This is a genomic window from Campylobacter sp. RM9334 (assembly GCF_020138145.1).
Classification (GTDB): domain Bacteria; phylum Campylobacterota; class Campylobacteria; order Campylobacterales; family Campylobacteraceae; genus Campylobacter_E.
In genome coordinates, this window is record NZ_JACGAX010000017.1 from 1 (window position 1) to 23428 (window position 23428).

The 23428-nt window shown below is 28.4% G+C and carries 23 protein-coding genes; 11 read left to right on the top strand and 12 right to left on the bottom strand.

Annotation, left to right across the window (positions count from 1 at the left end; genetic code table 11):
- Both AVBRAN9334_RS07395 and AVBRAN9334_RS07400 read right to left on the bottom strand, forming a co-directional pair.
- A partial coding sequence (locus tag AVBRAN9334_RS07395; RefSeq protein WP_336607426.1) for a cache domain-containing protein occupies positions 1 to 1005 on the bottom strand: 1005 nt, incomplete at its 3' end.
- A 167-nt stretch (positions 1006 to 1172) separates the two neighbouring features.
- Complete coding sequence (locus tag AVBRAN9334_RS07400; RefSeq protein WP_214150300.1) at positions 1173 to 1760, bottom strand: NAD(P)H-dependent oxidoreductase; 588 nt, start codon at positions 1758 to 1760, stop codon at positions 1173 to 1175.
- Between the two features lie 97 nt (positions 1761 to 1857).
- Here AVBRAN9334_RS07400 and AVBRAN9334_RS07405 point away from each other — a divergent pair, with 97 nt between their 5' ends.
- A complete protein-coding gene (locus AVBRAN9334_RS07405; RefSeq protein WP_336607427.1) occupies positions 1858 to 2178 on the top strand; it encodes a winged helix-turn-helix transcriptional regulator in 321 nt (106 codons plus the stop codon).
- A 1-nt stretch (position 2179) separates the two neighbouring features.
- Here the strand turns inward: AVBRAN9334_RS07405 and AVBRAN9334_RS07410 are convergent, their stop codons facing one another.
- Both AVBRAN9334_RS07410 and AVBRAN9334_RS07415 read right to left on the bottom strand, forming a co-directional pair.
- Positions 2180 to 2776, bottom strand: a complete 597-nt coding sequence (locus AVBRAN9334_RS07410; protein ID WP_214118152.1) for a shikimate kinase — start codon at positions 2774 to 2776, stop codon at positions 2180 to 2182.
- Positions 2773 to 4107, bottom strand: a complete 1335-nt coding sequence (locus AVBRAN9334_RS07415) for a class II 3-deoxy-7-phosphoheptulonate synthase (RefSeq protein WP_336607428.1) — start codon at positions 4105 to 4107, stop codon at positions 2773 to 2775. The genes AVBRAN9334_RS07410 and AVBRAN9334_RS07415 overlap by 4 nt, the downstream gene beginning before the upstream one ends.
- A 72-nt stretch (positions 4108 to 4179) precedes the next feature.
- Here AVBRAN9334_RS07415 and rarD point away from each other — a divergent pair, with 72 nt between their 5' ends.
- From rarD to recG, 7 genes are read left to right on the top strand one after another with little or no spacing between them, the layout of a single operon-like run.
- Positions 4180 to 5043 carry an EamA family transporter RarD gene (rarD, locus tag AVBRAN9334_RS07420; protein ID WP_336607429.1) on the top strand — a complete coding sequence of 288 codons (864 nt, stop codon included), beginning with the start codon at positions 4180 to 4182 and terminating at the stop codon, positions 5041 to 5043.
- The gene (locus AVBRAN9334_RS07425) at positions 5040 to 5483 is read left to right on the top strand and encodes a hypothetical protein (RefSeq protein ID WP_336607430.1); all 444 of its coding nucleotides are present in this window, start codon (positions 5040 to 5042) and stop codon (positions 5481 to 5483) included. Before rarD ends, AVBRAN9334_RS07425 begins: the two co-directional genes overlap by 4 nt.
- 1 nt (position 5484) lies before the next feature.
- Positions 5485 to 5967, top strand: coding sequence for a hypothetical protein (locus AVBRAN9334_RS07430; protein WP_214118144.1), 483 nt, complete (start codon positions 5485 to 5487; stop codon positions 5965 to 5967).
- A 1-nt stretch (position 5968) separates the two neighbouring features.
- The gene (locus tag AVBRAN9334_RS07435; protein ID WP_267523729.1) at positions 5969 to 6784 is read left to right on the top strand and encodes a fumarylacetoacetate hydrolase family protein; all 816 of its coding nucleotides are present in this window, start codon (positions 5969 to 5971) and stop codon (positions 6782 to 6784) included.
- Between the two features lie 7 nt (positions 6785 to 6791).
- Positions 6792 to 7946, top strand: a complete 1155-nt coding sequence (locus AVBRAN9334_RS07440; protein WP_336607431.1) for a dehypoxanthine futalosine cyclase — start codon at positions 6792 to 6794, stop codon at positions 7944 to 7946.
- Positions 7939 to 9069 carry a M16 family metallopeptidase gene (locus AVBRAN9334_RS07445; RefSeq protein ID WP_336607432.1) on the top strand — a complete coding sequence of 377 codons (1131 nt, stop codon included), beginning with the start codon at positions 7939 to 7941 and terminating at the stop codon, positions 9067 to 9069. Before AVBRAN9334_RS07440 ends, AVBRAN9334_RS07445 begins: the two co-directional genes overlap by 8 nt.
- Positions 9062 to 10861 (top strand): ATP-dependent DNA helicase RecG, encoded by a 1800-nt coding sequence (gene recG / locus AVBRAN9334_RS07450; protein ID WP_336607433.1) that lies wholly within the window; start codon positions 9062 to 9064, stop codon positions 10859 to 10861. Before AVBRAN9334_RS07445 ends, recG begins: the two co-directional genes overlap by 8 nt.
- On the opposite strand, the gene thrB is transcribed toward recG, so the two are convergent.
- The 7 genes from thrB to AVBRAN9334_RS07485 are packed head-to-tail and all read right to left on the bottom strand — an operon-like array spanning position 10858 to position 15998.
- A complete protein-coding gene (thrB, locus tag AVBRAN9334_RS07455; protein ID WP_442862232.1) occupies positions 10858 to 11748 on the bottom strand; it encodes a homoserine kinase in 891 nt (296 codons plus the stop codon). The two genes, recG and thrB, sit on opposite strands and share 4 nt — an antisense overlap.
- 8 nt (positions 11749 to 11756) lie before the next feature.
- The gene (locus tag AVBRAN9334_RS07460) at positions 11757 to 12173 is read right to left on the bottom strand and encodes a tRNA threonylcarbamoyladenosine biosynthesis protein TsaB (protein WP_214119905.1); all 417 of its coding nucleotides are present in this window, start codon (positions 12171 to 12173) and stop codon (positions 11757 to 11759) included.
- An 8-nt stretch (positions 12174 to 12181) separates the two neighbouring features.
- Positions 12182 to 13075: a UDP-3-O-acyl-N-acetylglucosamine deacetylase gene (gene lpxC, locus AVBRAN9334_RS07465; protein WP_214119904.1), complete on the bottom strand. Its 894-nt coding sequence runs from the start codon at positions 13073 to 13075 to the stop codon at positions 12182 to 12184.
- Between the two features lie 9 nt (positions 13076 to 13084).
- Positions 13085 to 14461 (bottom strand): M23 family metallopeptidase, encoded by a 1377-nt coding sequence (locus tag AVBRAN9334_RS07470; protein WP_214118130.1) that lies wholly within the window; start codon positions 14459 to 14461, stop codon positions 13085 to 13087.
- A 9-nt stretch (positions 14462 to 14470) separates the two neighbouring features.
- On the bottom strand, positions 14471 to 15268 hold the full coding sequence (locus AVBRAN9334_RS07475) for a hypothetical protein (RefSeq protein ID WP_336607434.1): 798 nt from the start codon (positions 15266 to 15268) through the stop codon (positions 14471 to 14473).
- Positions 15268 to 15570, bottom strand: coding sequence for a flagellar motor switch protein FliN (fliN, locus tag AVBRAN9334_RS07480; RefSeq protein WP_214118125.1), 303 nt, complete (start codon positions 15568 to 15570; stop codon positions 15268 to 15270). The genes AVBRAN9334_RS07475 and fliN overlap by 1 nt, the downstream gene beginning before the upstream one ends.
- A complete protein-coding gene (locus AVBRAN9334_RS07485; RefSeq protein WP_214118123.1) occupies positions 15570 to 15998 on the bottom strand; it encodes a chemotaxis protein CheX in 429 nt (142 codons plus the stop codon). Before AVBRAN9334_RS07485 ends, fliN begins: the two co-directional genes overlap by 1 nt.
- Positions 15999 to 16083: 85 nt before the next feature.
- On the opposite strand from AVBRAN9334_RS07485, the gene AVBRAN9334_RS07490 reads away from it, so the two are divergent.
- From AVBRAN9334_RS07490 to AVBRAN9334_RS07500, 3 genes are read left to right on the top strand one after another with little or no spacing between them, the layout of a single operon-like run.
- On the top strand, positions 16084 to 16866 hold the full coding sequence (locus tag AVBRAN9334_RS07490) for a sulfite exporter TauE/SafE family protein (RefSeq protein WP_214118121.1): 783 nt from the start codon (positions 16084 to 16086) through the stop codon (positions 16864 to 16866).
- A complete protein-coding gene (gene uvrA, locus AVBRAN9334_RS07495; RefSeq protein ID WP_336607435.1) occupies positions 16859 to 19657 on the top strand; it encodes an excinuclease ABC subunit UvrA in 2799 nt (932 codons plus the stop codon). Before AVBRAN9334_RS07490 ends, uvrA begins: the two co-directional genes overlap by 8 nt.
- The gene (locus AVBRAN9334_RS07500; RefSeq protein WP_214150031.1) at positions 19654 to 20805 is read left to right on the top strand and encodes a M20 metallopeptidase family protein; all 1152 of its coding nucleotides are present in this window, start codon (positions 19654 to 19656) and stop codon (positions 20803 to 20805) included. Before uvrA ends, AVBRAN9334_RS07500 begins: the two co-directional genes overlap by 4 nt.
- Positions 20806 to 21113: 308 nt before the next feature.
- Here the strand turns inward: AVBRAN9334_RS07500 and AVBRAN9334_RS07505 are convergent, their stop codons facing one another.
- Positions 21114 to 23171 carry a TonB-dependent receptor gene (locus tag AVBRAN9334_RS07505; protein WP_336607436.1) on the bottom strand — a complete coding sequence of 686 codons (2058 nt, stop codon included), beginning with the start codon at positions 23169 to 23171 and terminating at the stop codon, positions 21114 to 21116.
- Positions 23172 to 23428 lie beyond the last annotated feature (257 nt).

Here is a 23428-nt window from a genome sequence, read left to right on the forward strand (position 1 = left end):
ACCTTTATCAAGGTTATCTTTAGTATTAGTTCCTTTATTAGCTACTTCTGTAACTATTACACTACCTTCTTCTGCACGCTTACCTGTTTGAAGACTTGTGTGGCTTAATTCATTTGCTATTGAAGCGTTTTCATTTGAGATATCTTTTGCTTGTGCTATTAGAATTCTTACTTTTTCTAAGAATATATTAATAGCTTTACAAGCTTGAGCTATTTCATCATTACCTTTATCATCTAGCTTTTTAGTTAAATCTCCATCTCCACTGCTAAGTTCGTTTGATTTAGCTGTTAGGTTGTTTAGTGGGCGAGTGATTTGGAATTTTACGAAGATAATTGATAAGCTTACAATCGCAATTATTATAAGTGCAGTAGTGATTATAAAAGTAATCATATTATTATAGCTTTGTTCATCTGTATCTTTTGATACTTTTTCTATTGAAGTTTTGCTAATTGTCTCCCAAGATAACCAAGTCATAAAATAAAGCCCACTTGCTTTATCCTTACCTGTATATGCTAGTTTTTCAGTAACTTTATTAGAATTTGAATCTTCATAAAAATATCTTATATAACCATCATTATTATCAGCACTCTTAATCATTTCTTGTATGAAATACATTCCTTTTGCGTCTTTTTCGTTAAATTTATTGTTGTTTATCCAAGAAGCAGATGGGTGATAGTATATGTTTCCATCTTTATCAAACACGGTGTAATAACTATTTGCTCTACCAAATCTTACTTTAGATAAATAATCTTGTAGTTTATTTTTAAACTCACTTAAGTTATTATCATTTTTATACTCTTCATAAATAGCACCAGAATACTTCATAACACTTTCTACCAGAGCTTTAACTTGCTGTTTTTTAGCTGTTAAAATTTCATCTTCTACCGTATGTTTTGTGTAGTTTACAGAGTAGTTATCATAGTATTTATGAAGTGATACTAAAACTATAGAATTAATTAAAATTCCAATGAATGAAAACAATGCAATTTTGGTTGATAGTTTCATAGTTTTTCCTTGTTTGTTGATTTAGATTAAGATTTTGATTATAGGTTATATGAACTTAAAACAATATAAATTATTTGCTTGTAATTTAAATTAAAAAATTATTAAAAATATTTAAAATAAATTTAAATTTTTTTAATTTTGGATTTAGAAAAACTAAATCCAAAATATTATTTTTTTACTATTTCATTTAAGATATGTTCTTTATAGTCTTTAAAATATTTTTCTGCTTGCGGGTCTTTTACTACATCATAACAAGCAAAAGTTTTAAGTGCACTCATACCTAAAAACTCGTGAGTTTTATGAAGATTTAAGCTAACTCCATCAATACCGACACCACCAAAAAATTGCTCTTTATCAGTAAATGCTTCTTCAGGTGCATTCCAAGTCCAAGATAGCATATATTTTTTATTTTGACTAAGCCCACCAGAGCCGTATTTTTTACTAGCATCACTTCTACTTCTTCCATCACTAGCACATAATTTACCAAAAGCAGCTCCAAAAACTTTTGAAAAATATTCCCATACTATCCAAGGTGCATTCATCCAAAATCCTGGAATTTGATAAATTATAATATCAGCTCTTACATATTTTTCTACTTCATCTAATACATCATATCCATCATCAATTATGGTTTGTTCTACATTAAAACCATTTTCTACTAAAGTATCATACGCAACTTGTTGCAAACTTGCATTAAGTCTTGCACCTGCATTAGCAAAAGCTTTAGCACCATTAACTAATAAAACATTTTTCATAATTTCTCCTTGTTTAAAAATAAAATTAGATTATAATTTTTACTTTATTTTAAGTCAATACGAACAAAATTGTTAGATACTAACCAAAAGGAGAGTAATGAAAAGAAAAAATGATTATAATAAATGTGGAATTTATTATACGCTAAACCTAATTTCAGGAAAATATAAAATGAGTATTTTGTATCTTTTATCAATCAATGAGATTGTAAGATATAATGAGCTTAAAAGAATGCTTGTTGGAATTTCTTTTAAGAGTTTAACAAAGGCATTAAAAGAATTAGAGCAAGATGATTTAATAATACGCACCGAATATCCGCAAATCCCACCTAAGGTTGAATATAGCCTAAGCAATAAAGGAAAATCATTAATACCAATTCTTAATATGATGTGTAAATGGGGAAGCGATAATAAGAGCTAAGTTAATTAGCTCTTATTGGGTTTAATTTAAACTTATCAGTTTTTATAGGTTTAATTTTGCGATTTATTTTTCTATTTAGACTAGGTTTTATAAAGGCTTTTCTAACATCATTTGTGATATTAGTGCCTAAGAAAAATTCTAAAATCTTAGCAAGTTCTCTTGCTTTTAGATTTAAAATATTTACTTTTATATCACAAGCGTTATTATAAAGTGGCATTCTTTTATCATAAAGCAATTTCGCCTTTTCATCAAATAATGGGCGTTTAGTATCGTTTTTAAGCCTTGTTGCGATTTTGTAAAAACTAAGGTCTAAAAACACTACAAAACCTAATTTTCTTAAATCTTGTAAATTAGCAAAACCACCGCCGCAAGAGATGATTAAATCACTTTTTGTGGCTAATTCATCTCTTAATTCTTTTTCTAAATTCCTAAAATATTCTTCTCCATAACGCTCAAAAATCTCTTTAATCTCAAGCCCAGTTCTTTGTTTGATTATGCTATCAGTATCTACTACTTCTTTTTTAATAATCTTACTAAGCCTTCTTGCAGTTGTGCTTTTACCACAGCCCATAAAACCGATTAAAACAATGTTTTTCATTTTTGCTTCATTAATTCAGCTATTAAAAATGCAAGTTCTAATGCTTGGTCTGCATTTAATCTAGGATCGCATTGGGTCTCATAGCGTCTTGCTAAATCGCTTTCGCTAACTCCTACACTTCCGCCTAAACATTCGGTTACATTTTGTCCTGTCATTTCAAAATGAACCCCACCAGGAATTATATTATTAGCTCTTGCAATATGCCAGAAATTTTTAACTTCATCTAAAATATCATCAAATTTTCTAGTCTTATAACCATTTACGCTTTGAGTATTGCCGTGCATTGGGTCTATGCTATAGATTATATTTCTTTGTTCTTTGCTTAATTCTTTAAAGATATTTTCAAGATTTTTAATCTTACTAGCACCCATTCTAATGATTATATTTAATCTTCCTGCTTCATCTTGCGGATTTAGCTTATCAGCTAAGGCTAATATATCACTAGCACTAGCATTAGGTCCTATTTTAACACCTATTGGATTTTTAACTCCACTTAAAAAATGCACATGAGCATCATCAAGCCCACGAGTTCTCTCGCCAATCCATAGCATATGAGCCGAACAATCATAATAAGCTCCACTTAAGCTATCTATTCTAGTAAGTGCTTCTTCGTAAGGTAAAAGCAAGGCTTCGTGGCTTGTGTAGATTTTTGTTTCGTGCAATCTAGCATCATTTAAGCTAGTTATTCCACAAGCCTTAAAAAAATCAAGTGCTTCTGTTAATCTTTGGGTTAAAAGTGCATATTTATCATCAATATCAGCGCGTCTTACGAAACCTAAATTCCATTTATGCACTTGGGCTAAATCCGCTAATCCACCTACACTAAATGCACGAAGTAAATTAAGTGTAGCAGAGCTTTGCATATAAGCTTTTAGCATTTTTTTAGCTTTTGGAACTCTTGCACTTTCGCAAAACTCACAATCATTTATAATATCTCCACGATAACTTGGTAAGCTTATACCATCTTTATTCTCAAAATCAGAGCTTCTAGGCTTTGCAAATTGTCCTGCCATACGAGCTATTTTTACTACTTTTTTTGACCCACCAAATTGCAAAACTAATGCCATTTGCAAAAATAATTTAAACATATCACGGATATTATTTGCACTAAAATCATTAAAGCTTTCAGCACAATCACCACCTTGTAATAAAAACGCATCTCCTTTACAAACTGCTGCTAATTCGTTTTTTAATTCATTTGCTTCCATAGCAAATATTAAAGGTGGATACGATTTTAATTCATTTATTACATTTTCTAATTCTTCCTTGTTTTCATAGTTTGGTTGCTGAAGAGCTTTATAATTTTTATATGAATCTAGCGACCAATTCATCGTTTCTCCTTTTTTTAATTTAGTAAATTATGATTATATGAGATAAGTTTTACATTTTAAGGAAAAATTTTTATGAATTATGGATTTTTTGTAGCTTTTGTTGTTTTTGTATTTTGGGGTTTAGTGCCTATTTTTTACAAACAACTTGATACATTAGATGCCTTTGTAGTAATGTCGCATAGGATAGTTTGGTCGGTCATATTTTTAGCAATATTTTTAATAATTATAGGGCAATTTAAAAAAGCTTTACAAGAATTAAAATCTTTAAAAATGGCTTTTAATCTTTTTATTTGTGGTGCTTTAATTAGTGGAGATTGGGGGCTTTATATTTATATGATTCAAAAGAATTTGATTTTAGAAACTTCTTTAGGATATTTTTTAAGCCCTTTATTTGGGATAATTTTTGCAAAAGTATTTTTAAAAGAAAATATGAGTAAATTAGGAATTGTTAGTGTTAGTTTAGTGATTTTTGCGTGTTTATTTGAAGTAATTACTTTAGGAGCTTTACCTATATTATCAATTACTTTAGCGCTCTTGGTTAATTTTTATACCATTATTCGTAAAAAAGTTTATGTAAGTAGCGTTTATGGGTTTTTCTTAGAAACATTATTAATCACTCCTTTTGCTTTAATATTTTTATTTTCTATCCCAACAAATTTAGCTCATTTTGATATTGATTATTTAGGAGTATTACTTGCACTTAGTGGGCTTGTAACCTTGCTACCTATGTTAGGATACAATTATGCTACACAAAAATTAAGCTTAACATTACTTTCATATATGCAATATATTTGCCCGATAATTTCTTTTTTAGTTGCTATTTTTTTATACAATGAGCCAATAAATCAACATAAATTAATATCATTTATTATAATTTTTATAGCAGTAGCTTTAAGCATTTATGATAATGTGTTTAAAAAAGGAAATAAACTATGAATGAAGTTGGAATTTATGTAATAGGTATAATTTTTATAGTATTGTTTTTCGTAACTATTTTAAAAAAGGTCTTTAAAGAGCTTGATAAACACGGAGATTTTGTAAGAAAAGAAGAAAAAAATACAGCTAATTTTACTCAAGAAGAAGTTTTAAGCCTAATTCATAATGAAAACGAAAAATGTGCATTATTGTGCGATAATTTAGAAGAAATATTTAATAAATATGCAGATTTAATGCCTGAAAGTGATAAAGAAAAAGCCTTAGCTTTAGTATCTGTTTTAAATACCATAAAGACTTTACCTAGCGATGAATTAAAAGATAAATTATTAAAACTTTTACCAGAATTTGAAGAGTGCGTTCAAAAATCTTTAGGAGATGAAAAAGCTAAAGAATTTTTTGATTTAGCAGCGTTAAAATATAATGAAATTTTTAAGGATTGAAATGAAAGAATTACTAATTAATAAGCTTTTTAAATTCTCAAACGAGCCTGTAAAATTTTTAGATTTAATAGAAGCAAATAGCCTTTATAATGAAGGAATGTTAATTGACCCAGCGAAATTACATTTTAAGTTTAATTATTTTAATACTTATTTTATATATTTTATATTGTGTTTAATCGTGCTTACACCATTAACTATTGCTACTCATTTTTTATTTGAAAAAATTGACTTTCATTTTAGTTTAATTAGTGCTGTATTTGTAACTTCTGCTATTTTTATATGTTTTGATATTTTTAAGATTTATACAAGAAAAATAGCAAGTCTTAGACAAATAAAAGCAGCGTGGCAAATACATTTATCGCATTTTGAATATGAAAAATACAACGCAATTGTTGTTGAAATTTATAATAAAGCAAATGAACTTAGCATACCTAAGACTAAATTAGAGCAATATATTTTAGAAAATCTAGTAAAAAGGGGTTAGTATGAAATTGATTAGATTTATGAAAGATAATGTAGTTTATCATGGGAATTTAGGCGATAATAATAAGGTGGGTTATTTTAAAAATTATTCTTCTTATTTTGATAGATTAGAATTGATTGAAGATGCTTTTATGCTTAGTGAAGTTAAGTTATTATCTCCAATCAAATCTCCTTATCAAGATGTAATATGCTTAGGAATAAATTATTTAGAACACGCAAAAGAAAGCTATAAATTTAAAGGAATTGAGTTTGATGGCAAAAGAGAAGAAGCTGTTTATTTTGCAAAAAGAGTAAATGAGTTTTCTAATCCATTTGATATTTTAGATATTAGTGGCGAAAAATTAGATTATGAATGTGAACTTGCATTTGTACTTAGAAAAGATGCTTATAAATTAGATGATACAAGTGATTTTGATGATTATATTTTAGGATATACTATTTTAAATGATGTTAGCGATAGGGCAATTCAAAACAAACATAAGCAATGGTATATGGGAAAAAGTTTAGCTAATTCTTGTCCATTTGGTAGTTTTATTAATACAGGTCTTAGTATAAAAGACGCAAGTAATTTAAAAGTAGAATGCTTTGTAAATGATGAATTAAGACAAAGTTCTAATACAAATATGCTTATTTTTGATATTCCTTATATCTTAAAAGAATTATCAAATTACACCTGTTTAAAGGCTGGAACTATCATTAGCACAGGCACTCCAAGTGGTGTTGGAATGGGCTTTAATCCGCCTAAATTTTTAAAAAGTGGCGATAAGATTGAATGTAGAATAGAGCGTCTTGGCTCATTAATAAATTATATAAAGTAAGGACAATATGAACGCAGCATTATTAAGTAAAAAAATAAATACAAATTATAAAACTTCAGTATTTAATATCCATAAAGATTGGGAAAATCCTTATGCACCAAAAGGAATAGTTCCAAGAATTACTAAAGAACAAGCGCTTAATTTATTAAGAAATTCTGATTTAGCTACTTTAGGTCAGATTGCTTATGCAGTAAAAAATAAGCTTCATCCAAGCAAACTTACTACTTTTGTAGTAGATAGAAATATTAATTACACAAATATTTGTTTAGTTGATTGTAAATTCTGTGCTTTTTATCGCCACGCAAAGGATAGCGATAGTTATATTTTAACATACGAGCAAATCGGACAAAAGATTGAAGAATTATTAGCAATTGGTGGCACTCAAATATTATTTCAAGGTGGAGTGCATCCAAAACTTGATATTACTTGGTATGAAGATTTATTAAGATATATAAGCACAAATTATCCTAGTATTACAATTCACGGCTTTAGTGCAGTTGAGATTGAATATATTGCAAAAATTAGCAAAATTAGCACTAAAGAAGTTTTAAAAAGAATGAGCGATTGTGGGCTATTTTCTATCCCTGGAGCAGGTGCAGAGATTTTAAGCGATAGAGTAAGAGATATGGTAGCACCTAGTAAATGCGATACTGCTACTTGGCTAAGAATTCATAAAGAAGCTCATGAATTAGGCTTACTTAGTAGTGCAACTATGATGTTTGGGCATGTTGAAAGCGATGAAGAAATAATTGAGCATTTAGACTATTTAAGAAATCTTCAAGATATAACAGGTGGCTTTAGAGCATTTATTTTATGGAGTTTTCAAGGTAAAAACACTAGATTAAAGGCTGAAAATCCACATTTAATGAATGCAAGTTCTAATAGATATTTAAGATTATTAGCAATTTCTAGAATATATTTAGATAATTTTGCAAACATTCAAAGCTCTTGGGTTACTCAAGGAAGTGCAGTAGGGCAACTCGCATTAAAATTTGGCGCAAATGACTTAGGCTCGACTATGATGGAAGAAAATGTTGTTGCAGCTGCAGGTGCAAAATATAGAATGAATGAACAGCAAATGATAGAATTAATCCGTGATTTAGGTGAAAATCCAGCTAAAAGAGATACAGCATATAATATTTTGGAATACTACAATGAATAATTTTGTGCATTTAAAAACTAATGATGATTTAGTATATATTAGTATTAGCTATCCTAATTATGGAAGGATTTTTCATAATGCTAATGCTATGGCAGCTGAGTTTTTTTACAATGAGAGTTTAGATGATGAGTTTTATATAAAATTAGAGCAAAGTGCAATTAATATTAGTGCTAGTGCTAATTATTTTGATTTTACATTTGATATAGTTTGTCTTAAAAAAGAGCTTGATAATTGCTTAAATGCTTTTAATAATATGCTTTTAAATACCAAAATTACTAATTTTGAATTAATCAAAAACAAAATAAAAAATTATTTTTTAATCCATATTCAAGATTACGATAATTTAGCAAAGATGAAATTATATGAGAATTATTTTAAAAATGATTTTAAAAATGATAAATTTGGCGATTTTGAAGCTTTAGATGAAAAAGAATTTAAAAACTATATTTTAAACCTTAAAAATCAAGCAAATAAGATAGTAATTAGTGCAAATTTAGATGATATTAGTAAAGTTAAAAAACTTTTAAACAATAAGCAAAGTTCTTATGAAAAATTAAAAATAAATGAGAGTTTTTATAAAGAAGAAAGCAAAGAAATATCACAAGCTTTTGTTAGGTTTATAAGCAGCGTAGAGATTAAAAGCATTTATGAAAGAGCTATTATAAGTCTTGCTATTTATGTTTTAGGCGGTGGATTTGGCTCAAGAATTACCGAAGAAATCAGAGTAAAAAGGGGCTTAGCTTATTCGGCTTTTGCGTTTTTAGTAGCGTTTAAGAAAAATTATCTTATTTCAGGCTATTTACAAACAAAAAATGAAAGCAAAAAAGAAGCTATAAAAATAGTTCAAGAAGAGTTCAAAAGATTAGTAGAATTTGGAATAAGCGAAGATGAGTTTAAAAAGGCTAAAGATTTTTTAGTAGGTAGTGAGATTTTAAAATACTCAACCACTCAAAATCGTCATAGCATTGCAAGTAGCGAGTGTTTTAGTGATTTAAAACAAGGCGAATTAAGAGAAATTACAAAGATAATTAAAGATTTAGAGCTTAAAACTTGTAATGATTTTTTAAAAAATCAAAAAAGTATTACCGAGCTTAGTTTTTATGTAATAGGTAATAATGAATAAGGATTTAGAAAAATTATCTTGTAAAGATATAGTTGAATTAGCTCTTTTAATGCCTAAAAAATTTGATGATTTAAGATTAAATAATGAGCCTATATTAAATGAGCTAAATTGCACAAAAGTTATAATAAAATCTAAAAAACAACTACCAGGCAAAAGGCTTAGTATAATTGCATATTCATATAATTGGGAGTGTGAATGCACTATTACTATATTTAATCTAAGACCTTTTCATAATGCACTTTTTGCTATAAATAAAGAGCTGATTATTTATGGGAAATTAGGCGATTTTGCAGGGCTTTTGCAATTTATTAATCCAAAAATCATTAAAGATAGTGGAGAAATCACTGCTAATTATTTGATAAAAGGTGTAAGTGATAAAGAGATTTGTAAGATAAAAAATAAATATTTAACTTATGAAGCTTTAAAAGAATTTAATTTATTAGATGAGCATATAAAATTGCTATTAATTATGAAAGAAAATAGCCAAGAAGCAATGAAATTGCTTAATTCAAAAGAATTAAACGAATGCTTAAAATTCGTTGAGATTTACCATCACATAAAAAGACTTAACGAAACTTATAAAAACGATACTTTATATAAAAAAATTAAAACTTTTGATATAAACAAATGGCTAAAATCTCTACCTTTTAAGCCGACAAACGACCAGATAAATGCGATAAATGATATTAAAAATGACCTTGAAAGTATTCATCATAAAATTAGAATAGTAATGGGAGATGTTGGTTGTGGAAAAAGCTTAGTGATTTTTGCAGCAGCGCTTATGTGCTATCCTAAAAAAGTGGTTTTAATGGCACCAACAAGCGTTTTAGCCCAACAACTTTATAATGAAGCTAAAAGACTTTTGCCAGGGTTTTTAAAGATATTGCATTTTGTATCTAGCAAGACTAAATTAATGCAAGATGAATTAAAAGAAGCAAATTTTGTAATAGGCACTCACGCACTTTTATGGGCTAGTTTAGATGATGCTACTTTAGTTATGGTTGATGAGCAACAACGATTTGGGGCTAAGCAAAGAATGAAGCTTAAAGATTTAGCTACAAATGATAAAGAAAATCCGCATTATATAGAGTTTTCAGCTACGCCAATACCAAGAACAACCGCATTAATTCATAGTGATATTTACAGCTATTCTTTCATAAAAGAACTACCATTTAAAAAAGAAATAGAAACAAAACTAATCACAATAGCAAATAGCAATGAATTATTTAATCACATAAAAAGCGAAAATAAACAAAATCATCAAGCAATAATAGTTTATCCTTTAATAGAAGAGAGCAAAAGCTCATCTTATAAACCACTTGAGAGTGTTATTAGCTTTTATGAGAAGAATTTTGATAAAGTTTATTATACGCACGGCAAGGATAAAGAAAAGGATAATATATTATTGCAATTTGCTGAAAATGGAAATGTATTATTAAGCACTACTATCGTAGAAGTTGGAATTTCACTGCCAAGATTAAGCATAATTGTAATCGTTGCACCAGAGCGATACGGCTTATCTACACTTCATCAACTTCGTGGAAGAGTAGGAAGAAATGGGGTTAAGAGCTATTGTTATTTGCTTAGTAAGTTTGAATTTAGTGATAGATTGATTAAATTTGCTAATACCTTAGATGGATTTAAAATAGCCGAAATTGACTTAGAAAACCGAAAAAGCGGGGATTTAATAGATGGAGATGTTCAGCACGGAATTAGCTTTAAGTATTTTGATGAGGTTTTAGATAAGGATATTTTATATAAAGCTAAGGAATATTTAAATAAGCAAAATTAGCTTATTATTATTCCTTGATTATTGAAATTAAGCTCTAATACTTTCATATTAGGAAAATTATTTTCTAGTATGGTTTTTAGTTTGTTTGCATCATCTTTATAACATAGATTAAAAAAAGTTGAACCAGAACCGCTTAAATTACTCATTAATGCACCATTTTTACGAGCTAATTCACGCACTTTAAATAATTCAGGAACAGCTTTCATTCTACGATTTTCGTGAAGCTTGTCAAAACTTGCAATCTTTAACATTTCATAATTTTTACTCATAAAAGCTGCAGTTGTAAGTGAGCTTCTGCTTATATTAAAGCTAGTATCAGCAAGGCTTAAATGCTTAGGTAAAGCCGAACGACTAACATTTGTTGAGATTTGTTTATTTGGGATACAAACTACTGCTTTAACATCACTAGAAATATCAGTTTTTATATATTTTACATTATCCTTATCAACTACCGAACAAACAAATCCACCAAGTGCCGCAGGGCTAATATTATCAGGATGATTTTCGTATATTAAGGCGTTGTTTAATATGGTATCTTTATTAACTTCAAGTCCTGCTAGATAATAAGCACTAGCAATTGCTCCTACAATTATAGAGCTAGAACTACCCAATCCACGACTTAAAGGAATATTGTTTATGAAATTAAAGCTAAATAAGTCTTTTTTACCAGTTAGCTTTATGTAAGTTTCATTAAAAATGGTAATAAATAAATTATGTTTTTTAAGATAAGGATTATCTTCACCTTCACCCTTAATAGATATTTTAAAAAAATTATTTCTTTTAATTATTGTTTCATTATAAAAGTCTAAAGCAAGTCCTAGACAATCAAATCCAGCACCTAAATTCGCACTAGTAGCGGGTGATTTTAAACATATTTCGTTTCTCATTTATATTCCTAAATAGCAGGTAAAAAATAATTTGGCAAATTACTTTCTAAGAATTTGAAATTATACTCATTTGGTATAAAAAACTCATCTTTAAAATTATCATTTTTAATTAATTTGATTTTATCATCAGCAAGGGTAAAATATAAGTTGTTATTAGCTTTTATTAAATTATTCTTTGTAAATGTAAAACCACTAATTGCTTTTAATGGTATGTTTTTAACAAGGGCAATTGTGCTTAAAAATACATAAACAATTTTTAAAGACATATATGAGCCTGGTCCATTAGCATAGGCTAATTCGCTAAAATTATATTTATTTAATAGTTCTTGCATAATTTTTGGCAAATCTTCACTGGTTTTATTTATGATTTTGATTTCTTCTTTTAACAAATTATTATCATCATATATTCCAATGAGATTTGCCATAGGCACTACTAAAAGTTTAATGTGAATGCCTTTAATAAATCTTTGTTTGTATCATCACTAAGAGTTACTAATTCATAAGAATTTGGATTGTTTAGCAATTCAAGAGTTAGTTTATGATTTAAATCATGGCTACTTGCGTAAGCTTTATAGTTAGCAAAAGTTGCTTTACCTAACATATATAAATCACCAATCGCATCAAGGATTTTATGTCTTACAAATTCATTGCTAAATCTTAATCCTTCAGGATTTAATATGCCATTATCATCTAAAACAACAGCGTTTTCTAAACTACCACCTAATGCTAATCCTTTTGATTTTAAATACTCAACATCTTTTAAAAACCCAAAAGTCCTAGCACTTGCAATTTCATTTATGAAATTTTGTTTATTAGCCTTGTAAATATAGTTTTGAGTATTAATTGATGGGTGCTTAAAGTTTATAGTAAAATCATAAGTAGGAGCATTTGTAGGACTAAGACTTGCAAATTTATCTCCTTCTTGAACTTTTATTTCTTTTTTAACAACAAATATTTGTTTTTTAGCGTCAAGTTGTTTAATACCTGCTTCATCAAGCATAGCACAAAAACCAGCCGCTGAACCATCTAAAACAGGTGCTTCATTTGCATCAATACTTATTAATAAATTATCAATTCCATAAGAGCTAACAGCACTCATTAAATGCTCAATTGTAGATATATAACCATCTTTATCTCCAATTACCGTAGCCATTTGAGTATTGATTACGCTTTTATAATTTGCTTCGTAAAATTTATTAATATCTGTTCTATGAAATACCACTCCACTATTAGCACCTAGTGGGCTAAATTTTATCTTAATAGCACTACCTTTATGTAGTCCAATTCCAACATTTGTTACTTCTTTAGCTATTGTAGTTTGTAACATTTTTTTCCCTTATTTTTTGTTTATAACTTCTTTTGCTTTTTTGATAATTCCAAATATATTATCATTAAGCCACTTAGTATCCATCCACTCTTCTGGTCTTACCTCAACACCTTGAACCAAAACACCAAAATGTAAATGATCCCCTAATGCTAAACCACTTGTTCCTGTATTAGCTATAGTGCTTTTAGCATTAACTATATCGCCAATTTCTACATTTTTTTTAGTGCAGTGTCCATATAAAGTATAAAGACCTAAACCATGATCAATTATTAAATTTAATCCATAAATTCCATTATCTTGTGCGAAAACTATTTTACCATCATTTCCTAACACAATAGGTGCCATTTTTGTACTTGCTAAATCAAGTCCCATATGATAGCTTTCACTAATTTGATTTCCATTATATTTGTAATATCTATGGTCGCCAAAATCTGCAACTTTCATACCATTTTTTAGTGGTAAAAACGCATTTAGCTTAAAATCAGTTACTAATTCATTGCTTACTACTTGTGTAACTTTATGAATTAATTTTTCATTTTCTTGTCTTAATTTCGCATTCACAAAGTCAAATATTAAAGCTCTATCGCTTAAAGAATTATCAGAATTTGCTTCATACAAATCTCTAATTTTACCATCAATGAAAGCGTCTCCTACTTCAATATGTGAAACTCTATATTTTTTATTTGAGTAATAATATGGAATTCTTTCTTTAATTATATTATTTGCTTTATCTTTTGCAACAATTCTAGCTTCAAATTCATCTCCATCTCTTAAGTCCCAAGCAATTAAAGCTATGTAATAATCATCTTTCATAAAAGGAGCAACTTTGAAAATTCTATTATTAACTTCTATATATAAATCAGTTAGATTATCATCTTGTGCGTAAAATACAACGCTAGCAGCACCGCCTTGAGTTATATTGTATGAATTAGCTATTACGCTTACTTGAGGTTTTTTATTATCTACTATAACATTAATTATTTTTTCGCTTACATTTCCACCAAACCAATTCCACAAACTTTTATCATTAGCTTTAATATATATTGTGTATTTATCTAATTTTTCATTAAATTTTGGTTTTGGAAGGTCTAATTCAACATTAAATTCTTTACCATTTAAAGTCTTATTTATTAATATATTTTTTGTTTCTTCGTTATCTTTACTAAATTCAACTTTTAAATTTTTTAGTCCTAAATTATCTTCAACTTTTAAATTTATTTTATCTCTAGCATTCCAATAAATTGTATCTTCTTGGTTGTTGTCTAAAGAAATATTAGGAGCAATTCTTTCAAAAGTATTTGAAAAAGCAATAAAACTTGCCAATACAACAACTATAATTATTGAAAAAAATATTGTTATTTTTGTTTTTTTATTTCTATTTCTCATTTTAACTCCTTATATTTTACTTATTTTTTCTTTATATGAATTAAGAGCATTTTGCTTTATCATATTTTGTAATTTTTGTTTGTTTTCTTCAAAATAACTTTCAAAATTCTCTTCAGTTTGATTAGGTGCATCAAGCCAAATATTTGTATTTCCTATTATTAATTTGTATCTTGAATTTTCATAATCAATAACTATGAATTTGTTATCTTTATCAAGTTGTTTTTCACAAATTACTACGGCTTGATTTTCATTAATATTTAAAAAACTAGCAACTTTTTGCTTAGAATTTAAATTAGATATTTTTCCTTTTTTTGCAAGTTGTCTTTTTACAAATATTAATATCAAAACTAATATTGCTAAAACACCTATCATTGAATACAATTTACTATCTATATTATTATCTTCTGCATATTTTATTTCATTATTTTGCACTTGGTTTGTGGTTTTTGGCATAACTCTAACTCTAAGCCCAAAACCATCATCTTTTGTAAGTGCAGGAATGACATTTATTTTTTCTTTTGTTTTAAATTCTAAAACCGTGCTTTCGCCTAATGGATACATTAATAATTGTTCTGCGTAAGGCATATTTAATATTTGAGAATTTCTTTCAGAAATTTTAACATTATTTAATACTACGCCTACATAATCGCTTCCACTTAATATTCTAATATCTCCATCTTTTGCGTTATATGGAGAATCAAAGCTTAGCATAACATCAATCCTATCATCTCTTTTATAAATATTATAATTTATGATATTGTTCGCAAAAAGATTTAAACTAATTAGTAGTAAGATTATTTTTTTCATCACAACTCTTTTTTAAAATATTGAATAACGGTTTTTGAGCTTAGTATTTCATTGATACGAATTGCTAAATTTCTTTCATAAACCATTACTTCGCCTTTACCAAAAATTCTATTATTTACATAAAGTTCTACACTCTCACCTGCTGGTTTTTCTAAATCAATAACAGAGCCAATTCCAAGTTCTAAAAATTCTCTAACGCTAAGTTGTGTAGTTCCTAACTCACTTATAAAATCTACGCTAACATCTAGCAATTCTTCATAAGTTGCATTTAGAATTCTAGTAGGTTGCTCTTGTGTTTGCATTATTTTTTCTTCTCTACTATACCAACGCAAAAGGTATTATTTTCTAATTTATAAAAAAACTCGTGAGTAAAGCCTAATTTAAAATCACTTACCCTTCCTAAATATTCAGGCACACTAATTGAATAATCATCATAAGCATCAGCTAATAATCTTTTTGCATAGCCTATGATTTGATTTGCTACTTCTTTGCATAAATCACAATAATCATCTTCACTCATCTTATCATCATCGCCTAATAATCTTGAAGCAAGAGCTTGTAAGCTTTCTTTTTTAAATATTAAATAACAAAATAATTCTTTTACATTATCTCCTAAACAAATACTAGCACCATAATATTCAGCTTCATCTAAAGAATTTGTGGTTTCTAATTTACTTCTTAAAATATGTTTAAAAAAATGTTTAACTGAATAATCAATTGTATCAAGCATTAATCTTTCCTTAAATAAGTTTTAATTATTATAAGAAAGAAAAGTGTAAGCTAAGTTAATTAAGATTACGCCTTAGGAGTTTTTTATGATAGAAGAATATACATTACTTACTTATATTATTTTTATTTTAGATGGGCTTTTAGTTGGTTTTACTGCAGGACTTTTTGCAATAGGTGGCGGAACTGCTGTTGTGCCTATTATGACAACTTTTGTTGGGTATTCGCCTAAGATTGCTGTTGGAATTAGCGTTATGCAAATGGTTTTTTCATCTTTTTATAATTCGTATTTAAATTATAAAAAAGGCACATTGCAAGTAAAAAATGCTTTATATCCTGCTTTAGGTGGTTTAGTTGGTGGTTTTAGCGTTGGTTTTATTATGAAATTTGCAAGTAATTTAATGATTGCTTATATTATTTGTTTTTTAATTATTTGGGCTATTGTTAAACTTTATTTTACTCCTGCAAATCCAATTGAGCCTGAAAAGAATTCAAAATTATTACAATTTTTCGTAGGTTTAATAATAGGTGCAATTGCTACAAGTGGTGGGATAGGTGGCGGAGCATTGCTTACTCCTGCTTTGGTTGCAATTTGTAATTTTAATATTAAAAAAGCTGCTTCATTTAGCGGTCTTTTTGTAGCTTTTGCTGGAAGTGCTGCTTTTGTTTCTATGGCAATTACAAATCATGTTGATTACACTGCTGGTGCAATAATTGCTATTTCAAGTTTGCCTGGAGTTTGGGTTGGTAATTGGCTGTTTCATAAAATTAGCAATAATACGCAAAAAAAACTTTTCATAGGATTTTTATTATTTGTATTGACCTTATCAATAATAGAAGTTCTAAAACAACACGGAGTATTTAATGAATAATGAAATTCAAGTTATAAACGCAAGTGAAAATAACTTAAAAAATATAAGTCTAACACTACCTAAAAATAAATTAATAGTTTTTACAGGGCTTAGTGGTAGTGGAAAATCTACTTTAGCTTTTGATACGCTTTATGCAGAAGGACAACGCCGTTATATAGAAAGCCTTAGTGCTTATGCTAGGCAATTTTTAGATAAATTTAGAAAACCAAATGTAGAAAAAATAGAAGGCTTAACCCCTGCTATTGCAATTGATCAAAAATCAACTAGCAAAAACCCACGCTCAACCGTTGGAACAATTACTGAAATATATGATTATTTAAGACTTTTGTATTCAAAAATCGGAGTTCAGCATTGTCATAAATGTGGAGAAAAAATCAATAAAATGGATACAGAAGATATAATAAACGAAATAGCAAAATTTAGCGAAAAGGCAATGATTTTAGCTCCTTTAGTAAAAGAAAAAAAAGGCACATTCGCACCACTCCTTGAAAGCCTAAAAGCTCAAGGTTTTATAAATATTTTAATAAACGGCACACTAACACGACTAGATGAGCCAATAGAATTAGCTAAAACTAAAAAGCATACTATTAAATTAGTAGTTGATAGACTAAGAATTAGTGATGATAATAAAAGTCGTTTAGCTCAAGCTGTTGAAAAAGCTTTAAGTTTAAGTTATGGTGAGTGTGAGTTAGAATTATTAGAAAGTAATAAAAATATTCATTATTCGCTTCATAATGCTTGTTTTAAATGCAAAATTTCATTTAATAAACTTGAGCCTTTAAGCTTTTCGTTTAATAGTCCTAAAGGAGCTTGTTCTTTATGTGATGGTTTAGGCATTAGAATGAGTATTGACCAAGAAAAAATTATAAATTATGAAAGAAGTATAGAAGATGGTGCAGTTCGCACTATGATGGGCTTTAATAAAAGTTATTATTCAAAGTTACTTTTAGCATTTTGTGAAGCAGAAAAAATCCCTACAAATAAGCCTTATGAAGAATTAAGTGAATATCAAAAAAAGCTTATTTTATACGGAAGTGCTACGGAATTTAGCTTTTTATGGAATAAGCATAATATCAAAAAAACTTTTGATGGAGCTATTAAAATAAGTTATGAAATCTTAAAAGATGATAAAGATTTTAACGAATACATAACAGAAAAAACCTGTCCATCTTGTAAAGGCTTTAGACTAAACGAGCAAAGCTTAGCTGTGTTAGTAAATGGCAAAAGCATAGCAGAAGTTATTAGCACACCTATTGAAGAGATTTGCGAATTTTTTAAAATAGAGAATTTTAATAATTTAAATAAGCAAGATTATGAAATATCTTATCCTATTATTAAAGAAATTAATGAAAGATTATTTTTCTTAAATGATGTTGGCTTGGGGTATTTAACACTAGGTAGAGATGCAAGGACAATTAGTGGTGGAGAAGCTCAAAGAATTAGGATTGCTTCTCAAATTGGAAGTGGATTAAGCGGGGTTTTATATGTATTAGATGAGCCTAGCATAGGTCTTCACGAAAGAGATACGCAAAAACTAATAAATACTCTAAAAAGCTTGCAAGCTAAAGGAAATACCCTAATAGTAGTAGAGCATGATAGAAAGACAATTGAGAGTGCTGATGTAATCGTTGAGATTGGACCTAGGGCTGGAACTGGTGGTGGGGAGATTATCTTTAATGGCACTTATAAAGAATTGCTTAAAAGCAAATGTGAAACTGCATTGTATATAAATCGCAAAAAAGACATAGACCTTTATAAGGCTAGAAAGAGTGATGAATATTTAGAATTAAGCGGAATTAATCAAAACAATATAAAGGATTTAAGTGTGAAATTCCCACTTAGGAATTTAGTTTGTGTAACAGGAGTAAGCGGTAGTGGTAAAAGCTCATTAATGCTGCACTCACTTTTACCAATTGCAAGAGCAAATCTAAATAGAGCAAAAGCAGTAATTAATGATATTACATATAAAGGTCTTGATAAATTAGACAAAGTAATTTTTTTAGATCAAAGTCCAATAGGAAAAACTCCAAGAAGCAATCCAGCAACATATACAGGGCTTATGGATGAGATTAGGAATTTATTTGCAAATGTTCCTGAAGCACAGATTAGAGGATATAAAATCGGTCGCTTTAGCTTCAATGTTGCAGGTGGAAGGTGTGAAAAATGTAGCGGAGAAGGTGAGCTTAAAATCTCTATGCACTTTTTACCTGATGTAAATATTACTTGTGATGCTTGTGGGGGTAGAAGATACAATCATCAAACACTAGAGATTAAATATAAAGACAAAAATATAGCTGATGTTTTAGAAATGAGTGTAGCAGAAGCTTATGAGTTTTTTGCAAAACACCCTAAGATTAAGCAAAAATTAAAGACCTTAATGGATGTAGGGCTTGATTATATAACCTTAGGTCAAAACGCTACAACCTTAAGTGGTGGGGAAGCTCAAAGGATAAAAATTTCTAAAGAATTAAGTAGAAGTGATACAGGAAATACACTTTATTTACTTGATGAACCAACTACGGGGCTTCATTTTGCAGATACGCAAAAATTAGTAAAAGTGTTGCAGCATTTAGTAGATGCTGGAAATAGTGTTTTTGTAATTGAGCATAATTTAGACTTAATCAAAAACGCTGATTATATAATAGATATGGGTCCTGAAGGCGGTTTTAGGGGTGGTAAGATAATTGCGACAGGTAATCCATTAGAACTTGCTAAAAAATATGCTGATAAAAGCTATACAGCGAAGTTTTTGGCACAAGAATTTAAAGAAATGAAAAAGGAGTTAAAATGATAGAAGAGATTAAAAAACTCTCAAGCGAGTTTATAGAGATTAGAAAATGTATTCACGAAAATCCTGAACTAGGATTAAAAGAATTTAAAACAGCAAAGTTAGTTGCGAACAAATTAAGAGAATTTGGCATAGAAGTTTATGAAAATATAGGCGTAACAGGAGTTGTTGGGGTTTTAAAGAAAGGTAATTCAAATAAAAGCATAGCTTTAAGAGCTGATATGGATGCACTTGTAATAAACGAAGCTAGTGGAGTAAGCTATGCTTCTAAGAACGAAGGTTTAATGCACGCTTGTGGGCATGATGGACATACGGCTAGTTTATTATTAGCGGCTAAATATTTAAGTAAGAGTGAATTTGATGGCACTATTAATTTTGTCTTTCAACCTGCTGAAGAAGGTAGAGGCGGTGCTAAAGCTATGATTGATGATAATTTATTTACTAGATTTAAGAGTGATTTTATATTTGGCTATCACAATATCCCAAGTAAAACTAATAAATTATTTTGTCTTAAGCGTGGGGCTATGATGGCAGGAGCTGACGCACTTAGGGTAAATATTAGTGGAGTTGGTGGGCATGGTAGTGCACCTGAGAAGGCTAGTGATGTAATGGGTGCGATGGCTCATTTTATAACCCAAGCTGGATTTATAACTGCTAGAAATATAGCAGCTAAAAATCAAGCTGTTATAACATTTGGAGCAGCTCTAAGTGGAAATGAAACTAGCTTTAATATCTTACAAGATAAGGCATTATTACTTGCTAATATTAGAACCTTTAATAATGATGATAGAAATACGATAATAGAGCAATTAAATAATATTGCTAAATCTTGCGAGTTACTTTTTAAGGTAAAAGTTGAGCTTGAGTTTATTCAAATAGGAGCAGCTACAATTAATGATGATGAAGCACAAAAATTAGCTTTTGGTGTAGCGTGTGAATTATTTGGAGAGCAAAATTGTGATGAATTTCACGAGCCATTAATGGGTAGTGAAGATTTTTCTTTTATGTTAGAGCATTGCAAAGGTGCTTATGCCTTTATTTTAAATAAGAATGATTATTATCTACATGACCCTAGATATATTTATGATGATGATACTTTAGTTAATGCTGCTGCATTTTATTCAGGAGTATGTTTAAAATACTTAAAATAATTTCATTTAGGAATTTTAATTTATAAAATTCCTAACAATTTTGTATTGATATAAAAATCTTTATGTTTTTAATAATGAAAAATTTATTTAAAAGTTATGTAACCTTAGTAAATACTAATTATATTTTAATAATACTAGATATGGAATTTTAAAGTACTTTTGTTTTACAAGATAGATTTTGTGTATTGTAGAAAATAAAGCAAAGATAGAATAAATTGAAAGTAAAATATGCTTTTAATACAATATACAAATTATAAGTTATTAGGTTTATAAAAATATTTAAGGAATTAATCTAATTCCTTAAATCATTAAAACTTATAATTAAAGCTGATTTTGTAGTCCCTTCCTGCTTCCCAGTCAGCACTTTTAGCCCCGCCATAGCTTCTTTTGTAATGTGAATAATAAAGCTTATTAAAAATATTATTAATGCTAAAGCCTATATCAAAATTTTTAAATACTTCATATTGCATATATAAATCGTGCTTTGCGTATGATGGTTTTATGTAATTACTATCTTTAATACTTTTTGAAGTGAAATAAATCAAATCATAGCCTATTAATAAATTATTATATAAATATTCAATATTCAATGTATATTTATCTCCTGGGTCACTATATGCTAAGGCATATCCTTGTCTTACTAGAGTATCGTTATTTTCATTAGTTCTTACTCTTGAATATGATAATCTTGATTTAAAATCTTTATATGCTAGTTCAGCTAATAAATCTACTCCATATACATTGTATTTTCCGCCGTTTAGCCTAGTATAAAAACTACCGCTTTCTCCTATTCTTTTGGTTTCTTCTCTTATTAAACTATCATAATATCTATCATAATACTTAGCATTAGCTCTTACATAAAGCTCATTAAAATCTTTTTTATAATCTATGCCTAACTCATAACCATAGCCTTTTTGTGCTTTTAAATCTTCATTAGTTCTTAATTTATTTGCTCTATTTTCACGCAAAATTATCATCTCAAGTGGTTCAGCACCTTTAAAAAGCTTTGTATATCCTGCATAGATTTGTAATTCAGGCAATACATTATATTCAAGCTTTATAGCAGGTGTAAAACTCTTAAAATTGTGCTTAATTCTGCTTTGATTTTGATTAGCAATTGTATTGAGTTTGTAATTATCAAACCTAAGTCCCGTTGTTAAAGCTAAATCATAAAAACTTATTTTATCTTCTAAAAATATAGAATAATTTTGAGCTATATCATCAGCAGCTTTAAAAACTTCATTAATGCTACTATTTAAACTAAGGTTATATTTATAATAATTATCTTTAACAAAACTTCTTGTATTAAAATACTCAAAACCATAAAACAATTCGTGAGTAAAAGTATCAAACTCTATTTTGCTTTTATTATTTAGATATACGCCAAAAGTCTTAACACCACCCTTTAAATACTCTAAAACCTTTTCTTTTGATGCGTTTGTTTGTATCCAATCATCTAAAGTTAGGGTTCTGTTGGTGTAATAGGTTTTAAAATTTAGATTTATAAGCTCATTTAAATCGTAATTATAATCAATTACAGCGGTATTTCTTTGCATTTTTTGTTTAATTAAATCAAAACCCCTTGTCCCTGCTAAAACTAAATTGCCTTTATCATAATAATCATAAGCAACACTTCCAGCCCACTCAGGCACTAAAGGATAATCGCCTTTATAATAAACGCTCTCATAACTAATGTTTAAATTATGCTCATCTTTTAAAAATCCGCCCTTAGTAAAATAGCTAAGATTATTACCTTTTCCGCCACTTTCGTGCTTTAAAGCGTCTTTGCTAAAGCTATGATTTTTATGATTTACATAGGCTAATAAATGAAAACCATTATCTAATTTACCATAAGTCATAATGCTTTTTTGCCATTCTTTATTGTTACTTGCAAAAGATGTTTTTATCTTAGCTCCTAAGTTTTGCTTATCTTCTAAAAGATCAATTGCACTAATGGTATTAAACTTTACCGCCCCAGCTAAAGCACCTGAATTATTAGCCACACTTAATATACTCGTATCAATATTAATTGCTTTTAAAATATCAAGGTCGATTACTAAATCAGCTGCGTGATGCCAGTTATTACCGCTTTCTCTTGCTCCGTCTATGCTAATATTAACAGCTCTATCGCTCATACCACGCATAAAAATTTTTTGATTTAAATTATTAGTTCCACCCATAAATACTGATGGTATTTCTCGTAAAATATCTCTTGTACTTGTTGTGTTTTTGTTCTGAATTTTAATATTATCTAAAGTATTGTCATTTGAATGAATATTGATTAAATCAAGTGTAACTCCATCGTTTGCATAAATACCCCCCCCCATAAGTAAAATAAATGCCAAGCTAGTTTTTAATCTCTGCATAATCTCTCCTAATTAAAAATAAATATCAATATTAAAACATAGTAATATTAATAAAGATTATTAAAATCTATATAAAATAAATTATTAGAATTTTAAATTTTTACCAAACAACAAATTCGCTTGAAGTAAATTAAATATTTTTTATTTATATTTTAAAAATGATTAAAATTGTAGTTATTGGTTTTAGTAAAAATTACTATAAAATAAGCAAATTAAGTATTAAATCATTATCTTAAATATTTAATCTTTACATAAAA

Bases quoted from the DNA above. Each gene is read 5' to 3' on its own strand.
- AVBRAN9334_RS07490 (WP_214118121.1), top strand. From the start codon at position 16,084: ATGATAGAAGAATATACATTACTTACTTATATTATTTTTATTTTAGAT.
- AVBRAN9334_RS07410 (WP_214118152.1), bottom strand. From the start codon at position 2,776: ATGAAAAACATTGTTTTAATCGGTTTTATGGGCTGTGGTAAAAGCACA.
- recG (WP_336607433.1), top strand. From the start codon at position 9,062: ATGAATAAGGATTTAGAAAAATTATCTTGTAAAGATATAGTTGAATTA.
- thrB (WP_442862232.1), bottom strand. From the start codon at position 11,748: ATGAGAAACGAAATATGTTTAAAATCACCCGCTACTAGTGCGAATTTA.
- rarD (WP_336607429.1), top strand. From the start codon at position 4,180: ATGAATTATGGATTTTTTGTAGCTTTTGTTGTTTTTGTATTTTGGGGT.
- AVBRAN9334_RS07445 (WP_336607432.1), top strand. From the start codon at position 7,939: ATGAATAATTTTGTGCATTTAAAAACTAATGATGATTTAGTATATATT.
- uvrA (WP_336607435.1), top strand. From the start codon at position 16,859: ATGAATAATGAAATTCAAGTTATAAACGCAAGTGAAAATAACTTAAAA.
- AVBRAN9334_RS07435 (WP_267523729.1), top strand. From the start codon at position 5,969: ATGAAATTGATTAGATTTATGAAAGATAATGTAGTTTATCATGGGAAT.
- AVBRAN9334_RS07425 (WP_336607430.1), top strand. From the start codon at position 5,040: ATGAATGAAGTTGGAATTTATGTAATAGGTATAATTTTTATAGTATTG.
- AVBRAN9334_RS07485 (WP_214118123.1), bottom strand. From the start codon at position 15,998: ATGCTTGATACAATTGATTATTCAGTTAAACATTTTTTTAAACATATT.
- AVBRAN9334_RS07400 (WP_214150300.1), bottom strand. From the start codon at position 1,760: ATGAAAAATGTTTTATTAGTTAATGGTGCTAAAGCTTTTGCTAATGCA.
- AVBRAN9334_RS07405 (WP_336607427.1), top strand. From the start codon at position 1,858: ATGAAAAGAAAAAATGATTATAATAAATGTGGAATTTATTATACGCTA.
- AVBRAN9334_RS07475 (WP_336607434.1), bottom strand. From the start codon at position 15,268: ATGAAAAAAATAATCTTACTACTAATTAGTTTAAATCTTTTTGCGAAC.
- AVBRAN9334_RS07500 (WP_214150031.1), top strand. From the start codon at position 19,654: ATGATAGAAGAGATTAAAAAACTCTCAAGCGAGTTTATAGAGATTAGA.
- AVBRAN9334_RS07415 (WP_336607428.1), bottom strand. From the start codon at position 4,107: ATGAATTGGTCGCTAGATTCATATAAAAATTATAAAGCTCTTCAGCAA.
- fliN (WP_214118125.1), bottom strand. From the start codon at position 15,570: ATGCAAACACAAGAGCAACCTACTAGAATTCTAAATGCAACTTATGAA.
- AVBRAN9334_RS07470 (WP_214118130.1), bottom strand. From the start codon at position 14,461: ATGAGAAATAGAAATAAAAAAACAAAAATAACAATATTTTTTTCAATA.
- AVBRAN9334_RS07440 (WP_336607431.1), top strand. From the start codon at position 6,792: ATGAACGCAGCATTATTAAGTAAAAAAATAAATACAAATTATAAAACT.
- AVBRAN9334_RS07505 (WP_336607436.1), bottom strand. From the start codon at position 23,171: ATGCAGAGATTAAAAACTAGCTTGGCATTTATTTTACTTATGGGGGGG.
- AVBRAN9334_RS07430 (WP_214118144.1), top strand. From the start codon at position 5,485: ATGAAAGAATTACTAATTAATAAGCTTTTTAAATTCTCAAACGAGCCT.
- AVBRAN9334_RS07460 (WP_214119905.1), bottom strand. From the start codon at position 12,173: ATGGCAAATCTCATTGGAATATATGATGATAATAATTTGTTAAAAGAA.
- lpxC (WP_214119904.1), bottom strand. From the start codon at position 13,075: ATGTTACAAACTACAATAGCTAAAGAAGTAACAAATGTTGGAATTGGA.